The organism is Streptomyces sp. ALB3 (genome assembly GCF_044385685.1).
In the GTDB taxonomy this organism is placed as follows: Bacteria; Actinomycetota; Actinomycetes; order Streptomycetales; family Streptomycetaceae; genus Streptomyces.
Window position 1 is genome coordinate 345,858 of the sequence record NZ_JBISCE010000037.1, and the last position, 22,989, is coordinate 368,846.

Sequence of the window (22,989 nt, forward strand, 5' to 3'; positions counted from 1 at the left end):
CCCCGGACCGGCCCTGCGAGAAGAAGGCCCCCGACGCCGTCGTACGGCGTCGGGGGCCTTCCCCTCGTCCTGCGGAGCCGTGCCGTCAGGCCTTGGCGGGCTCCGGCTCGTCGGTGGTGGCTTCCCGCGCCGTCTCCGAAGGGTTGCCGGTCTTCGCCTCGCGCTTGGCCGCCTTCTTCTTCGCGCGGCGCTCCTTGCGGAGTTCGACCATCGCGTAGAGCGTCGGCACCAGGAGCAGGGTCAGCAGCGTGGAGGTGATCAGACCGCCGATCACCACGACCGCCAGCGGCTGGGAGATGAAGCCGCCCTCACCCGTGACGCCGAGCGCCATCGGGAGCAGGGCGAAGATCGTCGCCAGTGCCGTCATCAGGATCGGGCGCAGACGGTGGCGTCCGCCCTCGACGACCGCCTCGACGACGCCCATCCCCTGCGACCTGTACTGGTTGATCAGGTCGATCAGCACGATGGCGTTCGTCACCACGATGCCGATCAGCATCAGCATGCCGATCATCGCCGGGACGCCCATCGGGGTACCGGTGACGATCAGGAGACCGAGTGCGCCCGTGGCCGCGAACGGGATGGAGACCAGCAGGATCAGCGGCTGGATGAGCGACCGGAAGGTGGCCACCAGCAGCATGAAGACGATCGCGATGGCCGCCAGCATGGCGAGGCCCAGCTTCATGAAGGCGTCGTTCTGGTCCTCGGAGACACCGCCGATGGTCGCGGTGGCGCCGTCCGGGAGGTCCAGTTCGTTGATCTTCGTCTGGAGGGAGGCGGTGACCGCGCCCGTGTTGTCGCCGGTCGGCTTGGCGGTGATCGTCGCCGCGCGCTGGCCGTCGATCCGGGTCATCGAGACCGGGCCGGGGACCAGCTTCACGTCGGCGATCTGACCGAGCTTCACCGGACCGAGCGGCAGGGCCTTCAGCTCCGCCAGCGTGGCGGCGGGCCTGGCCGGCTTCACCAGGACGTCACGCTCGGTGTCGTCCATGATCGCCTTGCCGGACGGGGTGCCGCGCACCGCGCCGGCGACCGCGGCGCCGAGCGTGGTCTCGTTGAACCCGGCGTCGGCCGCCTTGTCGTTGGCCTTGACCGAGATGCGCGGGACGCTCTGCGCCAGGTCGCTCTGGACGTCGGTGACGTCCTTGATCTCGGCGACCTCGGCCCGCACGGCTTCGGACGCCTTCTGCAGGACGTCCGCGTCGGCGGCCTTGACCACGACGCTGAGGTCCTGGCTGGCGAAGCCGTCGCCGCCGGCGATCGTGGTGTCGCCGATGCCGTCGAGCTCGCCCAGGGCCTCGTCGATCCGGTCCTGGGTGGCGTCGAAGTCCGCCGAGTCCTTGAGAGTGACCTGGTAGGAGGCCTGGTTGGCCCCCGTGCCGCCGCCGAAGGCGGCCATGAAGCCGGAGGAGCCGACGGTGACCTGGTAGTCCTCGACCCCGTCGTCGGCCGCGAGGACCTTCTCGACCTTCCGCGCGGCCTCGTCCGCCGCGTCCAGACCGGTGCCGGGAGTCAGCTCCTGTTTGATCGAGAGGACTTCCTGCTCGCCCTGGTCGAAGAAGTTCGTCTTCAGCAGCGGTGCCATGCCGAAGGTGCCGAACAGGACCACGAAGGCGATGACGATGCTGGTGACACGGCGGCGGGTCGCGAAGCGCAGCACCGGGACGTAGATCCGCTGGAGCCGGCTGGCGGCTTCCTTCTCCTCGGCCTTGCGGCGCGCCTCGTCCGGATCGGTGTCGGTGCCCTTGGGCGCCCGCAGGAACCAGTACGAGAGCACCGGGACCACGGTCAGCGAGACCAGCAGGGACGCCAGCAGGGCCGCCGTGACGGTGAGGGAGAACGAGCCGAAGAGCTGACCGACCATGCCGCCGACCAGCCCGATGGGCAGGAAGACCGCGACGGTGGTGAGCGTGGACGAGGTGACCGCGCCTGCCACCTCCTTGACGGCGGTGATGATCGCCGACTGGCGCTCCTCGCCGTAGCCGAGGTGCCGCTTGATGTTCTCCAGGACCACGATCGAGTCGTCGACGACACGGCCGATCGCGATGGTCAGCGCGCCCAGGGTGAGCATGTTCAGCGACAGGTCGCGGGTCCAGAGCACGATCAGCGCGAGGACCACGGAGAGCGGGATGGAGACCGCGGTGACCAGCGTCGACCGGATCGAGGCGAGGAACACCAGGATCACGACGACCGCGAAGAGCAGGCCGAGGGCGCCCTCCGTGGTCAGGCCGGAGATCGCCTTGGAGACGGCGGGGCCCTGGTCGGAGACGACGGTCAGCTCGGCGCCGGCGCCGAGGTCGTCGCGCAGGTCCGGCAGCTTGTCCTGGACCGCGTCCGAGATGGCGACGGCGCTGCCGTCCTTGTCCATCGTCGCCATGACGGCCAGGCTCGGCTTGCCGTTCGTACGGGTGATGGAGACGGCGGTGGCGGGCTCCTGCTTCACCGTGGCGACGTCACCGACGCGGACCGGCTTCCCCGCCCTGCCCGTCGCCGGGTTCGCCGCGGAGACCTTCAGGTCCTCGATCTGCTGGAGCGAGGTGAAGGATCCGCCCACCTGGATCGTGCGGCTCTTGCCCGCCTCGGAGAAGGAACCGGCCGGGACCGTGGCACCGCCGGCCTGGAGGGCCTGGGCCAGCGACCCGGCGTCCATGCCCGCCGCAGCGAGTTTCCTGTCGTCCGGGACGACGGCCACCTGGAGGTCCTGGACCCCGTCGACCGCGACCTGCCCGACTCCCTCGATGTCCTCGAGCGCCGGGACGACGGTGCGGTCCAGCTGGTCGGCGAGCGCCTGCTGGTCCTTGTCGGAGGTGACGGCGAGGACGACGGTCGGGATGTCGTCCGTCGAGCCGGCGATGACCTGGGGGTCCACGTCCTCCGGCAGCTGGGCGCGGGCCCGGTTCACGGCCTGCTGGATGTCGGCGACGAGCTGCTTCGTGCCCTCGTCACCGAAGTCGAAGGACGCCATGACGACGGCGCTGCCCTCGCCGGCGGTCGAGGTGATGCCCTCGACCCCGTCGACGGCCTTGATGGCGTCCTCGAGGGGTTCGACGACCTGCTTCTCGACCACGTCGGGGGACGCACCCTGGTAGGGGGCCAGCACCGACACCATCGGGAGTTCGATGGTGGGCAGCAGCTGCTGCTTGAGCTGCGGGATCGCGATCGCTCCGAACACGAGCGCGACGATCGAGATCAGCCCGATCAGGGCCCGTTGCGCGAGGCTGAATCTGGACAGCCAGGACATGGGTGGGTCTCTCTTCTGTGGCTTACGCGGCAGGTGGACGGCTGATCGGTGCTCACCTCGGCGCCCGCACTGCGGAGCTCACCTCGGCGATCACGGGGGGACACAGCCCGCCCACCTATACGATCGCCCGTCCCCCGGGCGGAATCGTCGCCCCCCGGGTTGCTTTCTTATGCCGCGCATACCGCAGCTGGAGTAGCCGGGACTACACCTGTCAGTCCGCCCTGGGGCGGACCAGGCCCGATTCGTAGGCAATGACGACCAATTGCGCCCTGTCCCGCGCACCGAGCTTCGCCATGGCCCGGTTCACATGGGTCTTGACGGTGAGAGGGCTGACGACGAGCCGGTCGGCGATCTGGTCGTTGGAGTGTCCGCCCGCGACCTGGACGAGCACCTCGCGCTCGCGCCCCGTGAGCGCGGCGAGGCGCTCGGCGTACTCCGCGCCGTCCGGGCCCTCGTCCGCACTGCCGCCCTGGGCGAGGAAGCTGGCGATGAGCCCCTTGGTCGCCACCGGGGAGAGCAGCGCCTCGCCGGCCGCGGCGACACGGATGGCGTTGAGCAGTTCGTCGGGTTCCGCGCCCTTGCCCAGGAATCCGGAGGCGCCCGCCCGCAGGGACTGCACCACGTACTCGTCCACCTCGAAGGTGGTGAGCATGACGATGCGTACGTCCGTCAGGTCCGGGTCCGCGCTGATCATCCGCGTGGCCGTGAGTCCGTCCGTGCCCGGCATCCGGATGTCCATCAGCACGACGTCGGCGCGGGTCGAACGGGCCAGGGCCACGGCCTCGGCCCCGTCGGCGGCCTCACCGACGACCCGCATGTCGGGCTCCGAGTCGACCAGCACCCGGAAGGCGCTGCGCAGCAGCGCCTGGTCGTCGGCGAGCAGCACCTTGATGGGCGTCATGCGCGTCCCCCCGTCGTCCCCGCCGTGCCCGGCCCTTCCGGCGCGCGTGTGCGGGACGTGACGGGCAGGATCGCATGGACCCTGAACCCGCCTCCGTAACGGGGGCCCGCCGTGAGGGTGCCGCCGAGGGCGGTGACGCGCTCGCGCATGCCGATCAGGCCGTGCCTTCCGCCGTCGGCCGGCACGGGCCGCGGTTCCGCTCCCCTGCCGTCGTCGAGCACGGTGACCTCGGCGGTCCCCCCGACCCGTACGACGCTCACCTCCGCCTTCGCGTCGGCTCCCGCGTGCTTGCGCACGTTGGTCAGGGCCTCCTGGATGATCCGGTAGGCCGCGAGGTCGACCGCCGCGGGCAGTGGGCTGTCGGGGTCGGTGCAGGCCACCTCGACGGGCAGCCCGGCGCGACGGAACGTGTCGACCAGGGTGTCGAGGACGGCGAGCCCCGGGGCCGGTTCGGTGGGCGCCTCCGGGTCACCGGACTGGCGCAGCAGTCCGACCGTGGTCCTCAGTTCGTCGAGGGCGGAGCGGCTGGCCTCCCGTACGTGGGCGAGTGCCTCCTTCGCCTGGTCGGGGCGCTTGTCCATGACGTGGGCCGCGACCCCGGCCTGGACGTTGACCAGGGCGATGTGGTGGGCGACGACGTCGTGCAGGTCCCGGGCGATCCGCAGCCGCTCCTCGGCGACCCTGCGGCGGGCCTCCTCCTCCCGGGTGCGCTCCGCGCGCTCGGCCCGCTCCCTGATCGCGTCGACGAACGCGCGTCTGCTGCGCACGGCGTCGCCCGCGGCCCCCGCGAGACCCGTCCAGGCGAGGACGCCGAGGTTCTCCTGGCTGTACCAGGGCGTCGTGCCGGCCACCATCGCGGTCACCGCGAGCACCACCATGGTCAGCAGTCCGACCCGGTAGGTGGTGGGGCGGTCGGTGCTGGCCGCGACGGTGAAGAGCGCGATGACGGCGCTGATCACGACGGGGGCGGGCGGATCCGTCAGGGCGAACTCTGCGGCGGACAGCAGTCCGGTCACGGCCAGTACCGCCATGGGCCTGCGCCGGCGCAGGACGAGCGCCGCGGCACCGAGCACCATCAGCAGCACGCTCGGCGCTCCGGGCGTCCGGGCGCCGAAGACGGGTGTGTGGCCCGGGCCGGGTTCGGCGAACGACACACAGATCATGCAGACCAGCACGGCCGCGGCGAGGCCGCCGTCGAAGGCGAGGGGATGGCCGCGAAGCCAGCGTCGGGCGCGTACGAGCCCGGTTCCGAGGGTGGTCACGTCGGACCACGCTACGGCGTACCGTCGGCCGGGCGGGAGCGGGCGGTGTGCGCACGGCACGACGCCCCGCGCCGGGCGTGCCGGAGCGGGGCGTCGTCAGGAGTGCGGAGCGGCCGGGCGGTCAGCCGGGGATCAGCCCGTCGTCGCGGAGCATGGAGCGCACCTCTTCGAGGGACGCGTCGGGTGACGGCAGGATCAGTTCGGACGGTTCGAGGGCGTCGTCGGGAAGCGGCGAGCCGAGCTCGCGCACCTTGTCCAGAAGCGCGTGGAGCGTGGTGCGGAAACCGGGTCCGTCACCGCTCTCCATCTCCGCGAGGAGTATGTCGTCGAGCTTGTTCAGCTCGACGACATGACTGTCGGCCAGTACGACCTGGCCCTCCCCCATGATCCGTACGATCATGACGCCGCCCTCACTGCTTGTCGAACCTGTGCGGAGACTGCTGCGACTGCGGTGCCGCGTCCTGGGCGCCACCCTCGATGGCCTGCTGCTGTCCGGCGGAACCGCCGGCCAGTTCGGCCTTCATGCGCTGCAGCTCCAGTTCCACATCCGTACCACCGGAGATCCGGTCCAGCTCGGCGGCGATGTCGTCCTTCGCCGTGCCGGAGGGGTCGTCGAGGGCTCCGGAGGCCAGCAGTTCGTCGATGGCTCCCGCACGCGCCTGGAGCTGCTGGGTCTTGTCCTCCGCCCGCTGGATCGCCAGGCCGACGTCGCCCATCTCCTCGGAGATGCCGGAGAAGGCCTCGCCGATCCGGGTCTGGGCCTGGGCGGCGGTGTAGGTGGCCTTGATGGTCTCCTTCTTCGTCCGGAAGGCGTCGACCTTGGCCTGCAGACGCTGGGCCGCGAGGGTGAGCTTCTCCTCCTCACCCTGCAGCGTCTGGTGCTGCGTCTCCAGGTCCGTGACCTGCTGCTGGAGGGCGGCACGCCGCGACAGCGCCTCGCGGGCCAGGTCCTCGCGGCCGAGCGCGAGCGCCTTGCGGCCCTGGTCCTCCAGCTTGGACGACTGCCCCTGCAGCTGGTTCAGCTGCAGCTCCAGCCGCTTGCGCGAGGTCGCCACATCGGCGACACCGCGGCGTACCTTCTGAAGCAGCTCCAGCTGCTTCTGGTACGAGTAATCGAGGGTCTCGCGCGGATCCTCGGCCCGGTCAAGGGCCTTGTTTGCCTTCGCGCGGAAGATCATTCCCATACGCTTCATGACACCGCTCATGGGCTTCGCGCGCCCCCTTCTGACGGACTGAGCTCCAGCACTCCAACAGAACCCACAGTACGGGCCCTGTCTCCATTACCGCACTGTTCGAGCACGGATGTGCTCCTCCGCAAGGACGACTGCCACCGGTGGCCGCTCCCGCCCAGGGAGTAGACGAACATCGGGGATGACGTCGGCAACGTCCGTTCTGCCCCTGTCGGGACGCTTATCGGGACGCGGGCCGTTGCCGGATCGTGCCCGGCCGGTCTCCGGTAGCTCCGGCCGACCCCGTACCCTTGGGTTTTGTGTTCCGTAGCCGCTCCAAGGAAGAGAAGGCCCCCACCGGCAAGGTGACGGCGGACCTCTCCAAGACGCCCCGCGACCCCCAGGCTCCCAAGGGTCGCCCCACCCCCAAGCGCAGCGAGGCCCAGACGCAGCGCCGGCGCGCCTCAAGCGGCGCTCCGACAGACCGCAAGGAGGCCGCGAAGCGCCAGCGTGAAGCGCGCCGGGCGGACATGGCCCGGCAGCGTGAGGCGCTCGCCTCGGGCGACGAGCGCTACCTGCCGGTGCGCGACAAGGGCCCCGTGCGGCGCTTCGTCCGTGACTTCGTGGACTCGCGCTTCTGCATCGCGGAGTACTTCCTCCCGCTCGCCGTGGTCATCCTGATCCTCAGCGTGATCCAGGTCCAGAACATCCAGAACATCTCGCTGCTGCTCTGGCTCGGCGTGATCGTGCTGATCGTCGTCGACTCCATCGGTCTCGGGTTCCGCCTCAAGAAGCAGCTGGCCCAGCGCTTCCCCGACACCCCGAAGCGCGGCGCGGTGGCCTACGGCCTGATGCGTACGCTCCAGATGCGCCGGCTGCGTCTGCCCAAGCCGCAGGTCAAGCGGGGAGAGCGGCCCTGAGCACGGAGATCTCCGGCTTCACGGGGGTGTCCTCCCGGTGGCTGGACGGGCTCGGCGGACTGCGCAACACGGTCCGCCAGGAGCTCGTCGCCCGGCAGCTCGACGAGCAGATAGCCGCGCGCTTCCCCGTGGGACAGCGGCTGCGGGTGCTCGACGTGGGCATGGGCCAGGGCACCCAGGCGCTGCGCCTGGCGCGGGCCGGGCACTCCGTGACCGGCCTGGAGTCCGACGCCGAGATGCTGCGGACGGCGAGGGAGTCGCTCGCGGGTGAGCCCGAGGGCATCCAGGAACGCGTGCGGCTCATCGAGGGCGACGGCCGTGAGACCGGGGTGCACTTCCTGCCCGGCAGCTTCGACGTGGTGCTCTGCCACGGCGTGCTGATGTACGTCCCCGAGCCCGATCCGCTGCTGGCCGGCCTCGCCCGGGTGCTCGCACCCGGCGGGCTGCTCTCCCTGCTCGTGCGCAACGCGGACGCCCTCGCGATGCGACCGGGGACGGCGGGCGACTTCGGCGCTGCCCTGGCGGCGTTCGACACGGACACCTACACGAACAGGCTCGGCCTCGATGTCCGGGCGGACCGGCTCGCGGTCCTGCGCGCCACACTCGCCGGGATCGCCGCCCCGCTGCACGCCTGGTACGGCGTACGGGTGTTCACGGACAACGTGAGCAACGACGCGGAGCTGCCCGGCCCCGAGGAACTGGCCCGGGTGTTCGCCGCCGAGGACCGTGCGGGGCGGACCGATCCGTACCGCGGCGTGGCCGCGCTGCTGCACCTGTGCGGGGTGCGCGGCTGACGCCGCTCCGGCCGTACGCCTGATCGGCCCACCAGCGCGGGCCGCCGGCCGTGGGCCCCGGCCATACTCCGGGCATGGACGCAACCCCTTCCCGCAGCCGGGCACGCCGCTCGCTCACGTCCCTGGCCGCCGGAGCCGGCGCGATCGCCCTGGCGGCCGGCTGCGCCGGGCCGGGCCCCGCCCCGTCCGCCGCCCCGGCCCGGCAGGCGGTGGTGTCCCGGGCGGCCGGGGACCTGGAGGACCGGTACCAGGCCGTGATCAAGGACGTGCTGCCCTCCGTCGTGCAGATCGGCGCCGGCGACGGGCTCGGCTCGGGCATCGTCTACGACGACAAGGGCCACATCGTCACGAACGCCCACGTCGTGGGTGACGAGAAGAGCTTCGAGGTCAGCGTCGCCACCGGCGAGAAGGTCCTCAAGGCCTCGCTGGTCTCCACCTATCCGGAGCAGGACCTGGCCGTCATCAAGCTCGGGGACGTCCCCGACGGGCTGCGCGCGGCGGAGTTCGGGGACACCGACGAGGTCGAGGTGGGACAGATCGTCCTGGCGATGGGATCGCCGCTCGGCCTGTCCAGCAGCGTCACCCAGGGCATCGTCTCGGCCGTGGGCCGGACCGTCAGTGAGAGCAGCTCCGGCGGTGGCACCGGCGCGACGCTCGCCGACATGGTGCAGACGTCGGCGGCCATCAACCCCGGCAACAGCGGCGGCGCCCTGGTCAATCTCGACAGCGAGGTGATCGGCGTCCCCACCCTCGCGGCGACGGACCCCCGACTGGGCGACAGCGCGGCCCCCGGGATCGGGTTCGCCATCCCCGTCTCGATGGTGAGGACGGTGGCCGACCAGATCATCGAGTCCGGGAAGGTCACCGACTCCGGCAGGGCGGCGCTGAACATCACGGGCCGGACCGTCGTCGACGACGCCTACCGGCCCGCCGGAGTCGCGATCGTCAGCGTCGAGGAGGGCGGGGCCGCGGACGACGCCGGCCTGCGCGTCGGGGACGTCATCACCCGCGTCGGCGACGCCCGGATCACGACGATCACCTCGCTCTCGGAGGCACTGGCGGGCGACGAGCCGGGCCGCGAGGTCACCGTGACGTACACACGGGGGGACGCGGCGAGGACCGCCGAGGTCACGCTGGGCGAGATCTGAGCGGCGGCCGGACGGGTCGCCCCGCGGCGGCGGGGCCCGCCCGGACACCTGGTCCGGGCGGGCCCGCGCGCCTCAGTCGGCCTGGAGACTCATCGGGCCGTAGATCTTCGTCGCGTCCTCGAAGAGCGTCACCTGGTCCGCGCCGCCCTCGAGGAGTTCCTTCCAGAACTCGCCGATCCAGGACTCCGCGTCGCCCTGGGTCGTGAACTCCTCCGGCTGCAGCGCCGGCTCCGTCTCCGTACCGTCGGACTTCTCGAACCGCCACGTCCACGCCATGTCCGCCTCCTGGGTCGCGTTGCTCCCCGAAGACTAGTGGGTGTCCCGGGCGCGCAGGTGGTTCATGGACACGGCAGGATCGGAGCGTGGAACTGACACTGCTCGGCACCGGAGCCCCCGACGGGCTGCCGCGGCCAGACTGCCCGTGCGCCGTCTGCGCGTCCTCCCGGGGCGCCGGGGCACGCGCCGCGACCGCGCTGCTCGTGGACGACGCGTTGCTGCTGGACCTCACCCCGGGCGCCGTGTTCGCCGCCGCCCGCGCGGGCCACTCGCTGGCCGCCGTACGGCAGGTGCTGCTGACCCACCCGCACGACGGACCCGCGGTGGAGCTGCCCGCCTCCCTCCCGCCGGCGGGGCGCGTCCCGGACGGCCAGGAGCTGACGCTGATCAGCGGGCACCGGATCCGTGCCGTGGCGATGGACGCACCGGGCACCGGGTACGAGGTGACGTCGCCTGAGGGTGAACGCCTGCTCTATCTGCCGCCCGGGGCCTCCCCGGCCGGTCTGGCCGACCGGGTCGCGCAGCCGTACGACATGGTCGTCTGCGACGTGATCGCACGGCCGGACGCCGTGGCCCGGCTGCGGGCCGTCGAGGCCGTGGTACCCGGTACCGAGGTGATCGCCGTCCATCTGGACCACGACGCCCCGCCCGGTGCGGGACTGGACCGGCGGCTCGCGGCCGGCGGGGCGCGGGCCGTGCCCGACGGGACGACCCTGCCGGTGGGCGCGTACCACGCGGTGCCCGAGGTGCCGCGGCGCACCCTGGTCACGGGCGGGGCCCGGTCGGGGAAGTCGGTGGAGGCCGAACAGCGCCTGGAGACGTTCCCCGAGGTGGTGTACGTGGCGACGGGCGGCCGCCGCGAGGGGGACGCCGAGTGGGACGCCCGGATCGGGCTGCACCGGGAGCGCCGGCCCGCCGCGTGGCGCACGGAGGAGACCTGCGAGCTGGCGGGTCTGCTGGAGCAGGACGGCCCGCCGCTGCTGATCGACTGCTTGTCGCTGTGGCTGACGGACGCGATGGACCGGGTCGGGGCGTGGGACGACGGCCGGTGGGCGGACGGCGGTCAGGAGGAGCTGCGCGAACGGGTCGCCGAACTGGTCCGGGCGGTGCGCGGAACACGTCGCACGGTCGTCGCCGTGACCAACGAGACCGGCTCGGGAGTGGTCCCGGCGTCGGCCTCCGGGCGGCGTTTCCGGGACGAGCTGGGCCGCCTGAACGCCGCTTTCGCCGCCGAGTGCGAGCAGGTGCTGCTGGTGGTGGCGGGGCAGGCGCTGGTGCTGCGCGGCTGAGCCCCGGGCGGGTGCGGGGCCGGGGATGCGGCAGGGAGCGCCGGGTACTGTTCCGCCCAGGAGCCCCCCGGCGGGTTCCGGCCCACCCCGTGACGACCCGCGAGGCAGTTTCCCGTGAACCTGGACGACTTCTCCGACCTGATCGAACGCCCCGACGGGGGCGTGCGGCGCGACGCCGAGGAACGGCGCGAGCGCCTCACCGTCCCCGTCGGCGCGCTCGGGCGGCTCGACGAGCTCGCTGAATGGCTTTCGGCCGCCCAGCAGTCGGTTCCGGTCAGGGCGATCGAGCGGCCGCGTGTCGTCCTGTTCGCCGGCGACCACGGCGTGGCGGAACTGGAGGTCTCCGGCCGGGCTGCCGGGACCGCGCACGAGCTCGTCCGGGCGGCGCTGGACGGGGCGAGCCCCGTCGCCGTACTGGCCCGCCGCTTCTCCGTCCCGGTGCGGATCGTGGACGCCGGCCTGGACTGCGATCCGCAGCTGCTGCCCGACGCCGTCGTACGCCACCGGGTGCGGCGCGGCAGCGGCCGGATCGACGTGGAGGACGCGCTGACGGCCGAGGAGGCCGAGGAGGCCGTGCGGCTCGGGATCCGCGTCGCGGACGAGGAGGCCGACTCCGGCACGGACCTCGTGGTGCTGGGTGATCTGAGTGTCGGCGGTACGACGGCCGCCTCGACCCTGATCGCCGCCCTGTGCGGGACGGACGCCTCGGTGGTCACGGGGCGCGGCGGGGCCGGCATCGACGACCTGGCGTGGATGCGCAAGTGCGCGGCGATCCGGGACGCGCTGCGGCGGGCCCGGCCGGTGCTCGGCGACCAGCTGGAGCTGCTGGCGGCCGTGGGAGGTGCGGACCTGGCGGCCATGACCGGGTTCCTGCTGCAGAGCGCGGTGCGCCGGATGCCCGTGGTCCTGGACGGAGTGGTCTCGGCGGCCTGCGCCCTGGTGGCCCAGCGGGCGGCGTTCCGGGCGCCGGACTGGTGGCTGGCGGGACAGGTGAGCGGCGAGCCGGCGCAGCTCAAGGCGCTGGACCGGATGGCCCTGACCCCGCTGCTGGACCACGGGGTGACCGTGGGCGAGGGAAGCGGGGCCCTGCTGGCGCTGCCGCTCGTCCAGGCCGCGGCCGCTCTGGCGGCGGAACTGCCCGAACGTGCGCAGGAGTCACCGCAGGACGACGCGGAGGAGCCCGCGGGGGATCCGGCGGCCACGGGGACGACTGCCTGAGCCGCCTCAGGGGCCGTCGCCGCCGGGGCGGGAGGCCGGCAGCGGGGTCCTGTTCGGGGCTCCGCCGATCAGGTCCTGGAACCGGCGGCGCGGCCCCGCCCAGCGGACGTCGTGGTGATACGCCCTCAGTACCGCTCGCGCGCGGGCCCGGTGGCGCCGGCGGTAGAAGCGCTTCGCCCACGGCGACGCGGGCCGGGCCAGCCGCAGCGCCGCGATCAGCGCGAGGAACGGGAGCAGGGTGCCGACCACCGCCATCCTGGTCTTGCCCTTGAACAGGGCGATCAGCACCAGCCCGAAGTTGAAGAGATAGGTCAGGACGACGCCCAGTCTGTTCTGCTGCTGCTCGCCGGTCAGTTCGTCCACGCCGAGCGGTGAGAAGCCCGCGAGCACGAGCAGGACGAGCGAGGCGGTGAGGACGACGACCTCCACGCTCTGACGGCCCTCCTCGGTCCAGTACACGTCGTCGAGGTGCAGGATCAGCGCGAACTCGTCGAGGACCAGACCGGCTCCCAGCCCGAAGACCACGGCGAAGAGATAGGCGGCGGTACCGTGCTGGCCGCTCGCGACCGCGCCGAAGCCGCCGACCACCGACAGCACGACACCGGGCACCACGTGGTGGACGTGGACCCCGCCCGGCGTGATGTTGCGGAACGGGCCCTTCCCGGCCCTGATCAGCCGGGTGATCATCCGGGTGACGGCGAAGGTCAGTACGAAGGCGCTCAGGGCGAGCAGGAGCGGCAGCTTCCCCGGATCGACGATGTTCTGCTCGAACCAGTGACCCATCCCACCTCCACCCGGGTACCCGCGTCTGCGGCCTTTCGGGTCACTTTGCCCGATCCGGGGTGCTCCCGCACCGGCTAGCCTGCGCGCGGTGACCACCCTGAACAGCCACGGCCTGCGCTTCGCCTTCGGCACCCTGACCGCGCTCCCCGTCCGCGTCTCCCGCTGGGACCGCGGTACCGCCCGGGCCGGCATGCTGTGCGCCCCGCTCGCCGGACTCGCCGTGGGACTGCTCGCGGCCTCGGCGGGAGCGCTGTTCCTGCTGGTCGGGTCGGGTCCCCTGACGGCGGCGGTCGCCTCCGCCGCGCTCCCCGCGGCGCTGACCCGCGGGCTGCATCTGGACGGGCTCGCGGACACCGCCGACGGGCTCGGCAGCGCCAGACCGGCCGAGGACGCGCTGCGGATCATGAAGCAGTCGGACGTCGGTCCGTTCGGGGTGGTCACCCTGGTCCTGGTGCTGCTGGCCCAGGTGGCGGCGCTCTTCGAGCTCTACGGGCGCGGCTGGGCGGACGGCGCCCTGGGCACGGTCGTCGCCGCCGTCACCGCCCGGCTCGCGCTCACGCTGGCCTCGCGCCGGGGTGTCCCGCCCGCCCGCCCGGAGGGCCTCGGCGCCGCGGTGGCGGGTGTCGTCCCGCGCCGGGGCGCGGCGGCCGTGGCGTGTGCGGTGGTCGTGGGCTGCGCGGCGGCCGGCGCCGCGGTGGGAGGGCACGGCGCCGCCCCGCACCACGCCCTCGCCGTCCTGGCGGGTCTGGGAGCCGCGCAGCTGATGCTGCGTCACTGTGTGCGGCGCTTCGGCGGAGTGACCGGTGACGTGTTCGGCGCACTGGCGGAGACGGCCGCCACGGTGGTCCTGCTGGCGCTGTCGCTGTCGGCGTCCTGACCGGCCCACTCGCCGGCTGCCCTCCCCGGACGGCCCCGCCCCTGTGAGCCGGAAGCACGGGCGCGCGTAGGCTCGTTCCCGGCGCGTCGCCGCGGCATCTACGATGCGCCGGGCACGGTCGGCCCACCCCTCGACCGGCACACAACTCAACGGAAGCGAGAATTCACCACCGTGACTGCTCTCACTCTCAGCACCTCAGGTGCGGCGACGCTGCGCGCCGACGCACTCGTCGTCGGCCTCGCCAAGGGAGCCAAGGGGCCGGTCGTCGCACCGGGCGCCGAGGCCGTGGACAAGGCGTTCGACGGAAAGCTCGCCACCGTCCTGGAGACCCTGGGCGCCTCCGGTGCCGAGGGCGAAGTGACCAAGCTCCCCGCCCCGTCCGGCCTCAAGGTCCAGGTCGTCGTCGCGGTCGGGCTCGGTCAGGTCCCGGCGAAGGACGACGCCTACGACGCCGAGGCGCTGCGCCGGGCCGCGGGCAGCGCCGCGCGTGCGCTGAAGGGTTCGAAGAAGGCCGGCTTCGCCCTGCCGGTGGAGTCCGCCGAGGACGCGGCGGCCGTCGCGGAGGGCGCTCTGCTGGGCGCGTACGCGTTCACCGCCTACCAGGGCGGCGAGAACAAGCTCGCCCCCAAGAGCGCCGGTTCCGGCAGGAACGACGCCAAGCTTCCGCTCGGCGAGGTCGTCCTGCTCGGCGCCAAGCCGCGCGACAAGGCCTTCAAGGCCGCCGCCGAGCGCGCCGTCGCGGTCACCGAGGAGATCAACCGGGCCCGCGACCTGGTCAACACCCCGCCGAACGACCTGTACCCCGAGTCCTTCGCCGCCGTGGCCAGCGCCGCAGGCAAGGAGCACGGCATCAAGGTGCAGGTCCTGGACGAGAAGGCGCTCGTGAAGGGCGGCTACGGCGGTCTGCTCGGCGTCGGCCAGGGCTCCACGCACGGCCCGCGCCTCGTCAGGCTGTCCTACACCCACCCCAAGGCGGAGAAGACGCTCGCCCTGGTCGGCAAGGGCATCACCTACGACTCGGGCGGCATCTCACTCAAGCCGGCCGGGCACAACGAGACGATGAAGTGCGACATGAGCGGTGCCGCCGCCGTGTTCGCGGCCGTCGTCTCGGCCTCCCGCCTCGGCCTCCGGGTCAACGTCACCGGCTGGCTGGCCCTCGCCGAGAACATGCCGTCCGGCAACGCCACCCGCCCCGGTGACGTGCTGCGCATGTACAGCGGCAAGACCGTCGAGGTCCTGAACACCGACGCCGAGGGCCGGCTGGTCCTCGCCGACGCGCTGACCCGCGCCTCCGAGGAGAAGCCGGACGCGATCGTCGACGTGGCGACCCTGACGGGTGCGATGGTCCTGGCCCTCGGCAACCGCACCTTCGGCGTGATGGCCAACGACGACGCGTTCCGTACGTCGGTCCACGAGATCGCCGAAGAGGTCGGCGAGGCCTCCTGGCCGATGCCGCTCCCCGCCGACCTGCGCAAGGGCATGGACTCCCCGACCGCCGACATCGCCAACATGGGCGAGCGGATGGGCGGCGGCCTGGTGGCCGGTCTGTTCCTGCAGGAGTTCGTGGGCGAGGGCATCGCCTGGGCGCACCTGGACATCGCGGGCCCCGCGTTCCACGAAGGCGCGCCGTACGGCTACACGCCCAAGGGCGGCACCGGTTCCGCGGTCCGCACCCTGGTCCGGCTGGCGGAGCGCACCGCGGCCGGCGACCTCGGCTGAGTCCCGGGGAGCGCGCGCCGCGAGCGGCCCCCGTGCGCGGGGGCCGCTCGCGGCGTGGACGGCCCCGGGCATACGTCCGGGGCCGCGGGTGTTCACCGTACGGCTCCGGCCGGCATATTTCCGGAAATCTGTACGCACCGGTAACCGGCCGGGCCGGATCCTGGTCCGGCCCGGAGCAGGGGCCCGCGTCCCGTCCGCCCCCAACAAGTGCGAAGATGGGTTCTCGGCAGGACAGGGCCCCCACCACAGGGCCGAATAACGCAAGCGGCCGAACACCAGCCGACCGGCCGGTCACACCCCAGCGACGGGGCCCGGCATACGGCGCACATGCATGGAGGACGTGACGTGGCGAACGACGCCAGCACCGTTTTCGACCTAGTGATCCTCGGCGGTGGTAGCGGCGGTTACGCCGCGGCCCTGCGCGGAGCTCAGCTGGGCCTGGACGTCGCACTGATCGAGAAGGGCAAGGTCGGCGGCACCTGCCTGCACAACGGCTGTATCCCCACGAAGGCGCTGCTGCACGCCGGCGAGATCGCCGACCAGGCCCGTGAGGCCGAGCAGTTCGGCGTGAAGGCCACCTTCGAGGGCATCGACATGGAGGCCGTCCACAAGTACAAGGACGACGTGATCTCGGGCCTGTACAAGGGTCTGCAGGGTCTCATCGCCTCGCGCAAGGTGCACTACATCGAGGGTGAGGGACGTCTCTCGTCGCCCACCTCGGTGGACGTCAACGGCCAGCGTGTCCAGGGCCGCCACGTGCTGCTGGCGACCGGCTCCGTGCCGAAGTCGCTGCCCGGCCTGGAGATCGACGGCAACCGGATCATCTCCTCGGACCACGCGCTGAAGCTGGACCGCGTCCCGAAGTCCGCGATCGTCCTGGGCGGCGGCGTCATCGGCGTCGAGTTCGCGTCCGCGTGGAAGTCCTTCGGGACCGAGGTCACCATCGTCGAGGGACTGAAGCACCTGGTCCCGGTCGAGGACGAGAACAGCTCCAAGCTCCTCGAGCGCGCTTTCCGCAAGCGCGGCATCAAGTTCAACCTCGGCACCTTCTTCGACAAGGCCGAGTACACGCAGGACGGCGTGCGGGTGACCCTCGCCGACGGCAAGACCTTCGAGGCGGAGGTGCTGCTGGTCGCGATCGGCCGCGGCCCCGTCTCGCAGGGCCTCGGTTACGAGGAGGCGGGTGTCGCGATGGACCGCGGCTACGTCCTCGTCGACGAGTACATGCAGACCAACGTCCCGACGATCTCGGCCGTCGGCGACCTGGTCCCGACCCTCCAGCTGGCTCACGTCGGCTTCGCCGAGGGCATCCTCGTGGCGGAGCGCCTGGCCGGACTCAAGACCGTGCCGGTCGACTACGACGGCGTGCCGAAGGTGACGTACTGCCACCCCGAGGTCGCCTCCGTCGGTATCACCGAGGCCAAGGCCAAGGAGATCTACGGTGCGGACAAGGTCGTCGCCCTCAAGTACAACCTCGCGGGCAACGGCAAGAGCAAGATCCTGAAGACCGCGGGCGAGATCAAGCTCGTCCAGGTCAAGGACGGTGCCGTGGTCGGCGTCCACATGGTCGGTGACCGTATGGGCGAGCAGGTCGGTGAAGCCCAGCTGATCTACAACTGGGAGGCGCTGCCGGCCGAGGTCGCGCAGCTCATCCACGCCCACCCGACGCAGAACGAGGCGATGGGCGAGGCCCACCTGGCCCTGGCGGGCAAGCCTCTCCACTCCCACGACTGATCCAGTCCCGGGGACGACCGACCACTTCCGCACATTTGTAAGGAGCAACTGAAACCATGTCGGTTTCCGTAACCCTTCCGGCGCTCGGCGAGAGCGTCACCGAGGGCACTGTCACCCGTTGGCTGAAGGCCGAGGGCGAGCGAGTCGAGGCCGACGAGCCGCTGCTCGAGGTCTCGACCGACAAGGTCGACACCGAGATCCCCGCGCCCGCCTCCGGCGTGCTCTCGTCGATCAAGGTCGCCGAGGACGAGACCGTCGAGGTCGGCGCCGAGCTGGCCGTCATCGACGACGGTTCGGGCGCGCCCGAGGCCGAGGCCGCGCCGGCCTCCGAGCCCGCGGCCGTTCCCGCGCCGGCCGCCGAGGAGGCCCCCGCCGCGCCGTCGACCGAGACCGAGGCCCCGGCCGAGGCCCCGGCCGCGCAGGACACCGCAGGCGCCTCCTCCGCCTCGGGCACCGACGTCACCCTCCCCGCGCTCGGCGAGAGCGTCACCGAGGGCACCGTCACCCGTTGGCTGAAGGAGGTCGGCGAGGAGGTCGCGGAGGACGAGCCCCTGCTCGAGGTCTCCACGGACAAGGTCGACACCGAGATCCCCGCGCCGGTCGCCGGCGTGCTTCTGGAGATCGTCGTCGGCGAGGACGAGACCGCGGAGGTGGGCGCCAAGCTCGCCGTCATCGGTGCTCCGGGTGCCGCCCCGGCGGAGGCCGCCCCGGCCCCGGCCCCGGCGGAGGCAGCCCCGGCACCCGCCGCTCCGGCTCCGGCCGCTCCGGCACCGGCTCCCGCCGCCCCGGCCGCTCCGGCACCGGCCGCCCCGGCACCGGCCCAGGCCGCTCCGGCTGCCCCGGCGCCCGCCCAGGCCGCCCCGGCCGCCCAGGCACCGGCTGCCCCGGCTGCTCCGGCCGCCCCGGCTCCGGCCGCCCCGGCTCCGGCCGCGCCTTCCGGTGACGACGGCGCGTACGTCACGCCGCTGGTCCGCAAGCTCGCCTCCGAGAACGGCGTCGACCTGGGCGCGGTCAAGGGCACCGGCGTCGGTGGCCGCATCCGCAAGCAGGACGTCGTCGCCGCCGCGGAGGCCGCCAAGGCCGCCGCGGCCGCTCCGGCTCCGGCCGCCGCCGCTCCCGCGGCCAAGGCCGCGCCGAAGGTGGAGGCGTCCCCGCTGCGCGGTCAGACGGTCAAGATGACCCGCATGCGCAAGGTCATCGGCGACAACATGATGAAGGCCCTGCACTCGCAGGCCCAGCTGACCTCGGTCCTCGAGGTCGACATCACCAAGCTGATGAAGCTGCGCAACCAGGCGAAGGAGTCCTTCGCCGCCCGTGAGGGCGTCAAGCTGTCCCCGATGCCGTTCTTCGTGAAGGCGGCGGCCCAGGCGCTGAAGGCTCACCCGGTCGTCAACGCCCGGATCAACGAGGGCGAGGGCACCATCACGTACTTCGACTCGGAGAACATCGGCATCGCCGTGGACGCCGAGAAGGGCCTGATGACCCCGGTCATCAAGGGTGCGGGTGACCTGAACATCGCGGGTATCGCGAAGAAGACCGCCGAGCTGGCCGGCAAGGCCCGCGGTGGCGGCCTGACCCCGGACGACATGTCCGGCGCGACGTTCACCGTCAGCAACACCGGTTCGCGCGGTGCGCTGTTCGACACGGTCATCGTGCCGCCGAACCAGGCGGCCATCCTGGGCATCGGTGCCACGGTCAAGCGTCCGGCCGTCATCGAGACCGCCGAGGGCACCGTCATCGGCGTCCGCGACATGACCTACCTCTCCCTCTCCTACGACCACCGTCTGGTGGACGGCGCTGACGCCGCCCGTTACCTGACCACGGTCAAGGCGATCCTCGAGGCGGGCGAGTTCGAGGTCGAGCTCGGTCTCTGAACCGTGCGGCTGTAACCAGCCTCACCAGCGGCGCCCCCGTCCGGAACCCTTCCGGGCGGGGGCGCCGCCGTATTGTCTAGACACCGCCGGTCATCTCCGGCCGCCGTGTCGGCGCAGGCAGCACCGGTTCGCCCCGAAGGAGCCCCTCATGACCCCGCCCGTCGTCCACTCGCTGCGCGAGCAGATCCGCGAGCACATCGTGGAAGGGATAGTCAGCGGGCGCTGGAAGCCGGGTGAGCGGATCGTGGAGCGCCGTATCGCCACCGAGCTGGAGGTCAGCCAGACGCCCGTACGCGAGGCGCTGCGGGAGCTGGAGACGCTGCGGCTGATCGAGTCGGCCCCCAACAAGGGCGTCCGGGTACGGAACCTCACCGCGGCCGACCTGGAGGAGAGCTACCCCGTACGGGCCGGGCTCGAGCAGATCGCGGCGGAGCTGGCGGCCCCGGCGCTCGGCGAGGACTGCTCGGCGCTCAGCCCGCACGTGGCGGCGCTCTACGAGGCGGACCGGCTGGCGGACGGTGAGGCGCAGGTGCGGCACACGGTGGCCTTCCACCGCGAGATGGTGCGGGCCGCCGGGAACGCCGTGCTGCTGCACACCTGGGAGGGGCTGGGCATCGAGGTGTTCACGGCCCTGTCGATCCGCTGGCTGGGGACCGTGCAGAAGTCGTACGCGGAGGAGCACGAGGCGCTCATCGAGGCGTTCCTGCGGCGGGACCCGCGGATCGCCGTCCTGGTGAAGGAGCATGTCCTCGGGTGCGCGCCGCGCGCCTGAGTCCACGGCGGGAGCAGACGCGCCCATCTGCGGCGCGGTCCGCTCGGCCGTGCAGGCCGGCGCCCGTTTCACCCCCTTGATCCCGTCACTCCGTGCCCTGTTTCGCGGCACCGCATGCCACTTTTCTTCATATCGAGAAGTTTTGCCCTTCACCCTTTGATCGATCATCGATCGGCGACTTACAGTTCAGTCGCGGGCCCACCGGCCCGATCGCCCTGTCCTGCCAGTCAGGGCCTTCTCCACCCCCCTCCACTCCGGAAGGCGGCGATCATGACCGACCCCGTAGCAAAGCTTCCGAGCGAGCTCGACCAGCTCCCGGACCGCGACCCCGAGGAGACCGCCGAATGGGCGGCCTCCCTGGACGCCGTCACCAAGGCCGCGGGCCCGCACCGCGCCGCGTACCTGATGCGGCGTTCGCTCCAGCACGCTGAGGGCGCCGGCATCGCGCTGCCCAAGCTGCTGGAGAGCGATTACGTCAACACCATCCCCACCTCCGCCGAGCCCGAGTTCGACGGCGACCTGGAGATGGAATCGAGGATCACCGCGTGGAACCGCTGGAACGCGGCCGCGATGGTCACCCGTGGCGCCCGGTACGGCGTCGGAGGCCACATCGCCACGTTCGCCTCGGCGGCCTGGCTGTACGAGACCGGCTTCAACCACTTCTTCCGCGGCAAGGAAGGTGACGGCTCCGGCGACCAGCTCTACATCCAGGGCCACGCCTCGCCCGGCATCTACGCCCGCGCCTTCCTCGACGGCCGGATCAGCGAGCAGCAGCTCGACAACTTCCGTCAGGAGTCCGGGGGCGACGGCCTGCCGTCCTACCCGCACCCCCGCCGGCTGCCCTGGCTGTGGGAGTTCCCCACCGTCTCGATGGGCCTCGGCCCGCTCTCGGCGATCTACCAGGCGCGCTTCAACCGCTATCTGACCAACCGCAGCATCAAGGACACGTCGAACTCGCACGTCTGGGCCTTCCTGGGCGACGGCGAGATGGACGAGCCCGAGTCGACCGCCGCCCTCGCCCTCGCGGCCCGTGAGCGGCTCGACAACCTGACCTTCGTCATCAACTGCAACCTGCAGCGTCTCGACGGCCCGGTCCGCGCCAACTTCCGCGTGGTCCAGGAGCTGGAGGGCGCCTTCCGCGGTGCGGGCTGGAACGTCATCAAGACGCTCTGGGGCAACGCCTGGGACGAGCTGTTCCAGCTGGACACGACGGGTGCGCTGCTGCGCCGCCTGCGCGAGGTCCCGGACGCGCAGTTCCAGACGTACGCGACGCGCGACGTGGCCTACATCCGCGAGCACTTCTTCGGCTCCGAGCCCGCGCTCGCCGAGCTGGCGAAGCTGCTGAGCGACGCGAAGATCGCCGAGTGCTTCTACAGCTCCCGCGGCGGCCACGAGGCCCGCAAGGTCTACGCGGCCTACCGCGCCGCCGTCGAGCACAAGGGCGCGCCGACCGTGATCCTGGCCCAGACGGTCAAGGGCTACACGCTCGGCAAGGGCTTCGAGTCCAAGAACGCCAACCACCAGATGAAGAAGCTGTCGGTCGACGAGTTCAAGGGCATGCGCGAGCTGCTCGGCCTCCCGATCCCGGACAGCGCCTTCGAGGACGGGCTGGTCCCCTACGGCCACCCGGGCGCCGACTCCCCCGAGGTCCGCTACCTCCAGGAGCGCCGTGCCGCCCTCGGCGGTCCGGCACCCGCCCGCCGGGTGCACGCGGTGGCGCTGCCGCAGCCCGAGGAGCGCGCCTTCAAGGCCCTGTACAAGGGGTCCGGCAAGCAGGAGATGGCCACCACCATGGCGTTCGTCCGCCTGGTGAAGGACCTGATGCGGGACAAGGAGACCGGCAGGCGCTGGGTCCCGATCGTCCCGGACGAGGCCCGTACGTTCGGTATGGAGTCGCTGTTCCCCTCGGCCGGCATCTACTCCCCGCTCGGCCAGACGTACGAGCCGGTCGACCGCGACCAGCTGATGTACTACAAGGAGGCCAAGGACGGCCAGATCCTCAACGAGGGGATCACCGAGGCCGGTGCCATGGCCGACTTCATCGCCGCCGCCTCGTCGTACGCGACGCACGGCGAGACGATGATCCCGTTCTACATCTTCTACTCGATGTTCGGCTGGCAGCGGACCGGCGACCAGATGTGGCAGCTCGCCGACCAGCTCGGCAAGGGCTTCATCGTCGGTGCCACCGCGGGCCGTACGACGCTCACGGGTGAGGGCCTCCAGCACGCCGACGGCCACTCGCACCTGATCGCCTCCACGAACCCGGCGTCGCTCAACTACGACCCGGCGTTCGCGTACGAGATCGCGGTGATCGTCAAGGACGGTCTGCGGCGGATGTACGGCCCCGACGCCGAGGACGTCTTCTACTACCTGACGGTCTACAACGAGCCGAAGCAGCAGCCCGCGATGCCCGATGGCGTCGAGGACGGCATCATCAAGGGCCTGTACCGCTTCAAGGAGGGCACGCCCGCCGCGGCGGACGCGCCGCGCCTCCAGCTGCTGGGCTCCGGTACGGCGATCCACTGGGCCCTGAGGGCCCAGGAGCTGCTGTCCGAGGACTGGGGTGTCACGGCCGACGTCTGGTCCGCCACGTCGTGGGGCGAGCTGCGCCGCGACGCCCTGGCGTCCGACGAGGCGCTGCTCCGCGGTGAGGAGCGCGTGCCCTACGTGACCCAGGCGCTCTCCGGTGCGCCGGGCCCGGTCCTCGCGGTCAGCGACTGGATGCGCGCGGTCCCGGACTCCATCAGCCAGTGGGTGGAGCAGGACTGGTCCTCGCTGGGCACGGACGGCTTCGGCCTCTCCGACACCCGCGAGGGGGCCCGCCGCCACTTCGGCGTCGACGCCGAGTCGGTCACGGTCGCGGCGCTGGCCCAGCTGGCCCGCCGTGGTGAGATCCCTGCCTCGAAGGTCAAGGAGGCCCGGGAGAAGTACGGGATGTGAGTCCGCGTGGAGGGCGGGTGCCGGGCCGCCCGGCACCCGCCCCCTCCGTGCCGGTCCGGGCCCGCCGCACAATGG

At 72.1% G+C, this 22,989-nt stretch carries 18 protein-coding genes; 11 read left to right on the forward strand and 7 right to left on the reverse strand.

Translation table 11 applies throughout. The features are described from left to right. Positions 1 to 85: 85 nt before the first annotated feature. The 5 genes from ACHFIV_RS23610 to ACHFIV_RS23630 all read right to left on the reverse strand — a co-directional run bounded on the left by ACHFIV_RS23610 (position 86) and on the right by ACHFIV_RS23630 (position 6,594). Complete coding sequence (locus ACHFIV_RS23610) at positions 86 to 3,238, reverse strand: efflux RND transporter permease subunit (protein ID WP_398972436.1); 3,153 nt, start codon at positions 3,236 to 3,238, stop codon at positions 86 to 88. A gap of 211 nt (positions 3,239 to 3,449) precedes the next feature. After that, positions 3,450 to 4,139, reverse strand: a complete 690-nt coding sequence (locus tag ACHFIV_RS23615; protein WP_398972439.1) for a response regulator — start codon at positions 4,137 to 4,139, stop codon at positions 3,450 to 3,452. Next, positions 4,136 to 5,401: a sensor histidine kinase gene (locus tag ACHFIV_RS23620; RefSeq protein ID WP_398972441.1), complete on the reverse strand. Its 1,266-nt coding sequence runs from the start codon at positions 5,399 to 5,401 to the stop codon at positions 4,136 to 4,138. The genes ACHFIV_RS23615 and ACHFIV_RS23620 overlap by 4 nt, the downstream gene beginning before the upstream one ends. Before the next feature lie 121 nt (positions 5,402 to 5,522). Next, positions 5,523 to 5,801, reverse strand: coding sequence for a PspA-associated protein PspAA (pspAA, locus tag ACHFIV_RS23625; protein ID WP_398972443.1), 279 nt, complete (start codon positions 5,799 to 5,801; stop codon positions 5,523 to 5,525). A gap of 10 nt (positions 5,802 to 5,811) precedes the next feature. Further along, positions 5,812 to 6,594, reverse strand: coding sequence for a PspA/IM30 family protein (locus tag ACHFIV_RS23630; protein WP_398972446.1), 783 nt, complete (start codon positions 6,592 to 6,594; stop codon positions 5,812 to 5,814). 296 nt (positions 6,595 to 6,890) lie between these two features. On the opposite strand from ACHFIV_RS23630, the gene ACHFIV_RS23635 reads away from it, so the two are divergent. From ACHFIV_RS23635 to ACHFIV_RS23645, 3 genes are all read left to right on the forward strand, one after another. After that, positions 6,891 to 7,490: a DUF3043 domain-containing protein gene (locus ACHFIV_RS23635; RefSeq protein ID WP_033299954.1), complete on the forward strand. Its 600-nt coding sequence runs from the start codon at positions 6,891 to 6,893 to the stop codon at positions 7,488 to 7,490. Between the two features lie 59 nt (positions 7,491 to 7,549). Continuing rightward, on the forward strand, positions 7,550 to 8,284 hold the full coding sequence (locus ACHFIV_RS23640) for a class I SAM-dependent methyltransferase (RefSeq protein ID WP_398972571.1): 735 nt from the start codon (positions 7,550 to 7,552) through the stop codon (positions 8,282 to 8,284). Between the two features lie 74 nt (positions 8,285 to 8,358). Further along, entirely contained in the window at positions 8,359 to 9,432 is a 1,074-nt protein-coding gene (locus ACHFIV_RS23645) for a S1C family serine protease (protein ID WP_398972449.1), read from the forward strand. 72 nt (positions 9,433 to 9,504) lie between these two features. On the opposite strand, the gene ACHFIV_RS23650 is transcribed toward ACHFIV_RS23645, so the two are convergent. After that, complete coding sequence (locus ACHFIV_RS23650) at positions 9,505 to 9,708, reverse strand: hypothetical protein (protein WP_099176312.1); 204 nt, start codon at positions 9,706 to 9,708, stop codon at positions 9,505 to 9,507. An 86-nt stretch (positions 9,709 to 9,794) separates the two neighbouring features. On the opposite strand from ACHFIV_RS23650, the gene ACHFIV_RS23655 reads away from it, so the two are divergent. Further along, positions 9,795 to 10,997, forward strand: a complete 1,203-nt coding sequence (locus ACHFIV_RS23655; protein WP_398972453.1) for a bifunctional adenosylcobinamide kinase/adenosylcobinamide-phosphate guanylyltransferase — start codon at positions 9,795 to 9,797, stop codon at positions 10,995 to 10,997. A 114-nt stretch (positions 10,998 to 11,111) separates the two neighbouring features. Further along, positions 11,112 to 12,215 carry a nicotinate-nucleotide--dimethylbenzimidazole phosphoribosyltransferase gene (gene cobT, locus ACHFIV_RS23660; protein ID WP_398972454.1) on the forward strand — a complete coding sequence of 368 codons (1,104 nt, stop codon included), beginning with the start codon at positions 11,112 to 11,114 and terminating at the stop codon, positions 12,213 to 12,215. A 6-nt stretch (positions 12,216 to 12,221) separates the two neighbouring features. Here cobT and ACHFIV_RS23665 read toward each other — a convergent pair whose 3' ends face one another. Beyond that, complete coding sequence (locus ACHFIV_RS23665) at positions 12,222 to 12,998, reverse strand: hypothetical protein (protein WP_398972457.1); 777 nt, start codon at positions 12,996 to 12,998, stop codon at positions 12,222 to 12,224. 88 nt (positions 12,999 to 13,086) lie between these two features. On the opposite strand from ACHFIV_RS23665, the gene ACHFIV_RS23670 reads away from it, so the two are divergent. The 6 genes from ACHFIV_RS23670 to aceE all read left to right on the forward strand — a co-directional run bounded on the left by ACHFIV_RS23670 (position 13,087) and on the right by aceE (position 22,914). Further along, positions 13,087 to 13,875, forward strand: coding sequence for an adenosylcobinamide-GDP ribazoletransferase (locus ACHFIV_RS23670; protein ID WP_398972460.1), 789 nt, complete (start codon positions 13,087 to 13,089; stop codon positions 13,873 to 13,875). A gap of 171 nt (positions 13,876 to 14,046) precedes the next feature. Then, on the forward strand, positions 14,047 to 15,594 hold the full coding sequence (locus tag ACHFIV_RS23675) for a leucyl aminopeptidase (RefSeq protein WP_398972463.1): 1,548 nt from the start codon (positions 14,047 to 14,049) through the stop codon (positions 15,592 to 15,594). Between the two features lie 345 nt (positions 15,595 to 15,939). Then, complete coding sequence (gene lpdA, locus ACHFIV_RS23680; protein WP_398972466.1) at positions 15,940 to 17,328, forward strand: dihydrolipoyl dehydrogenase; 1,389 nt, start codon at positions 15,940 to 15,942, stop codon at positions 17,326 to 17,328. Between the two features lie 56 nt (positions 17,329 to 17,384). Next, positions 17,385 to 19,202, forward strand: coding sequence for a 2-oxoglutarate dehydrogenase, E2 component, dihydrolipoamide succinyltransferase (gene sucB / locus ACHFIV_RS23685; protein WP_398972469.1), 1,818 nt, complete (start codon positions 17,385 to 17,387; stop codon positions 19,200 to 19,202). Positions 19,203 to 19,350: 148 nt separating this feature from the next. Beyond that, positions 19,351 to 19,974: a GntR family transcriptional regulator gene (locus ACHFIV_RS23690; RefSeq protein ID WP_398972471.1), complete on the forward strand. Its 624-nt coding sequence runs from the start codon at positions 19,351 to 19,353 to the stop codon at positions 19,972 to 19,974. Between the two features lie 270 nt (positions 19,975 to 20,244). Next, positions 20,245 to 22,914 carry a pyruvate dehydrogenase (acetyl-transferring), homodimeric type gene (gene aceE, locus ACHFIV_RS23695; RefSeq protein ID WP_398972472.1) on the forward strand — a complete coding sequence of 890 codons (2,670 nt, stop codon included), beginning with the start codon at positions 20,245 to 20,247 and terminating at the stop codon, positions 22,912 to 22,914. The last annotated feature ends 75 nt before the right edge of the window (positions 22,915 to 22,989 follow it).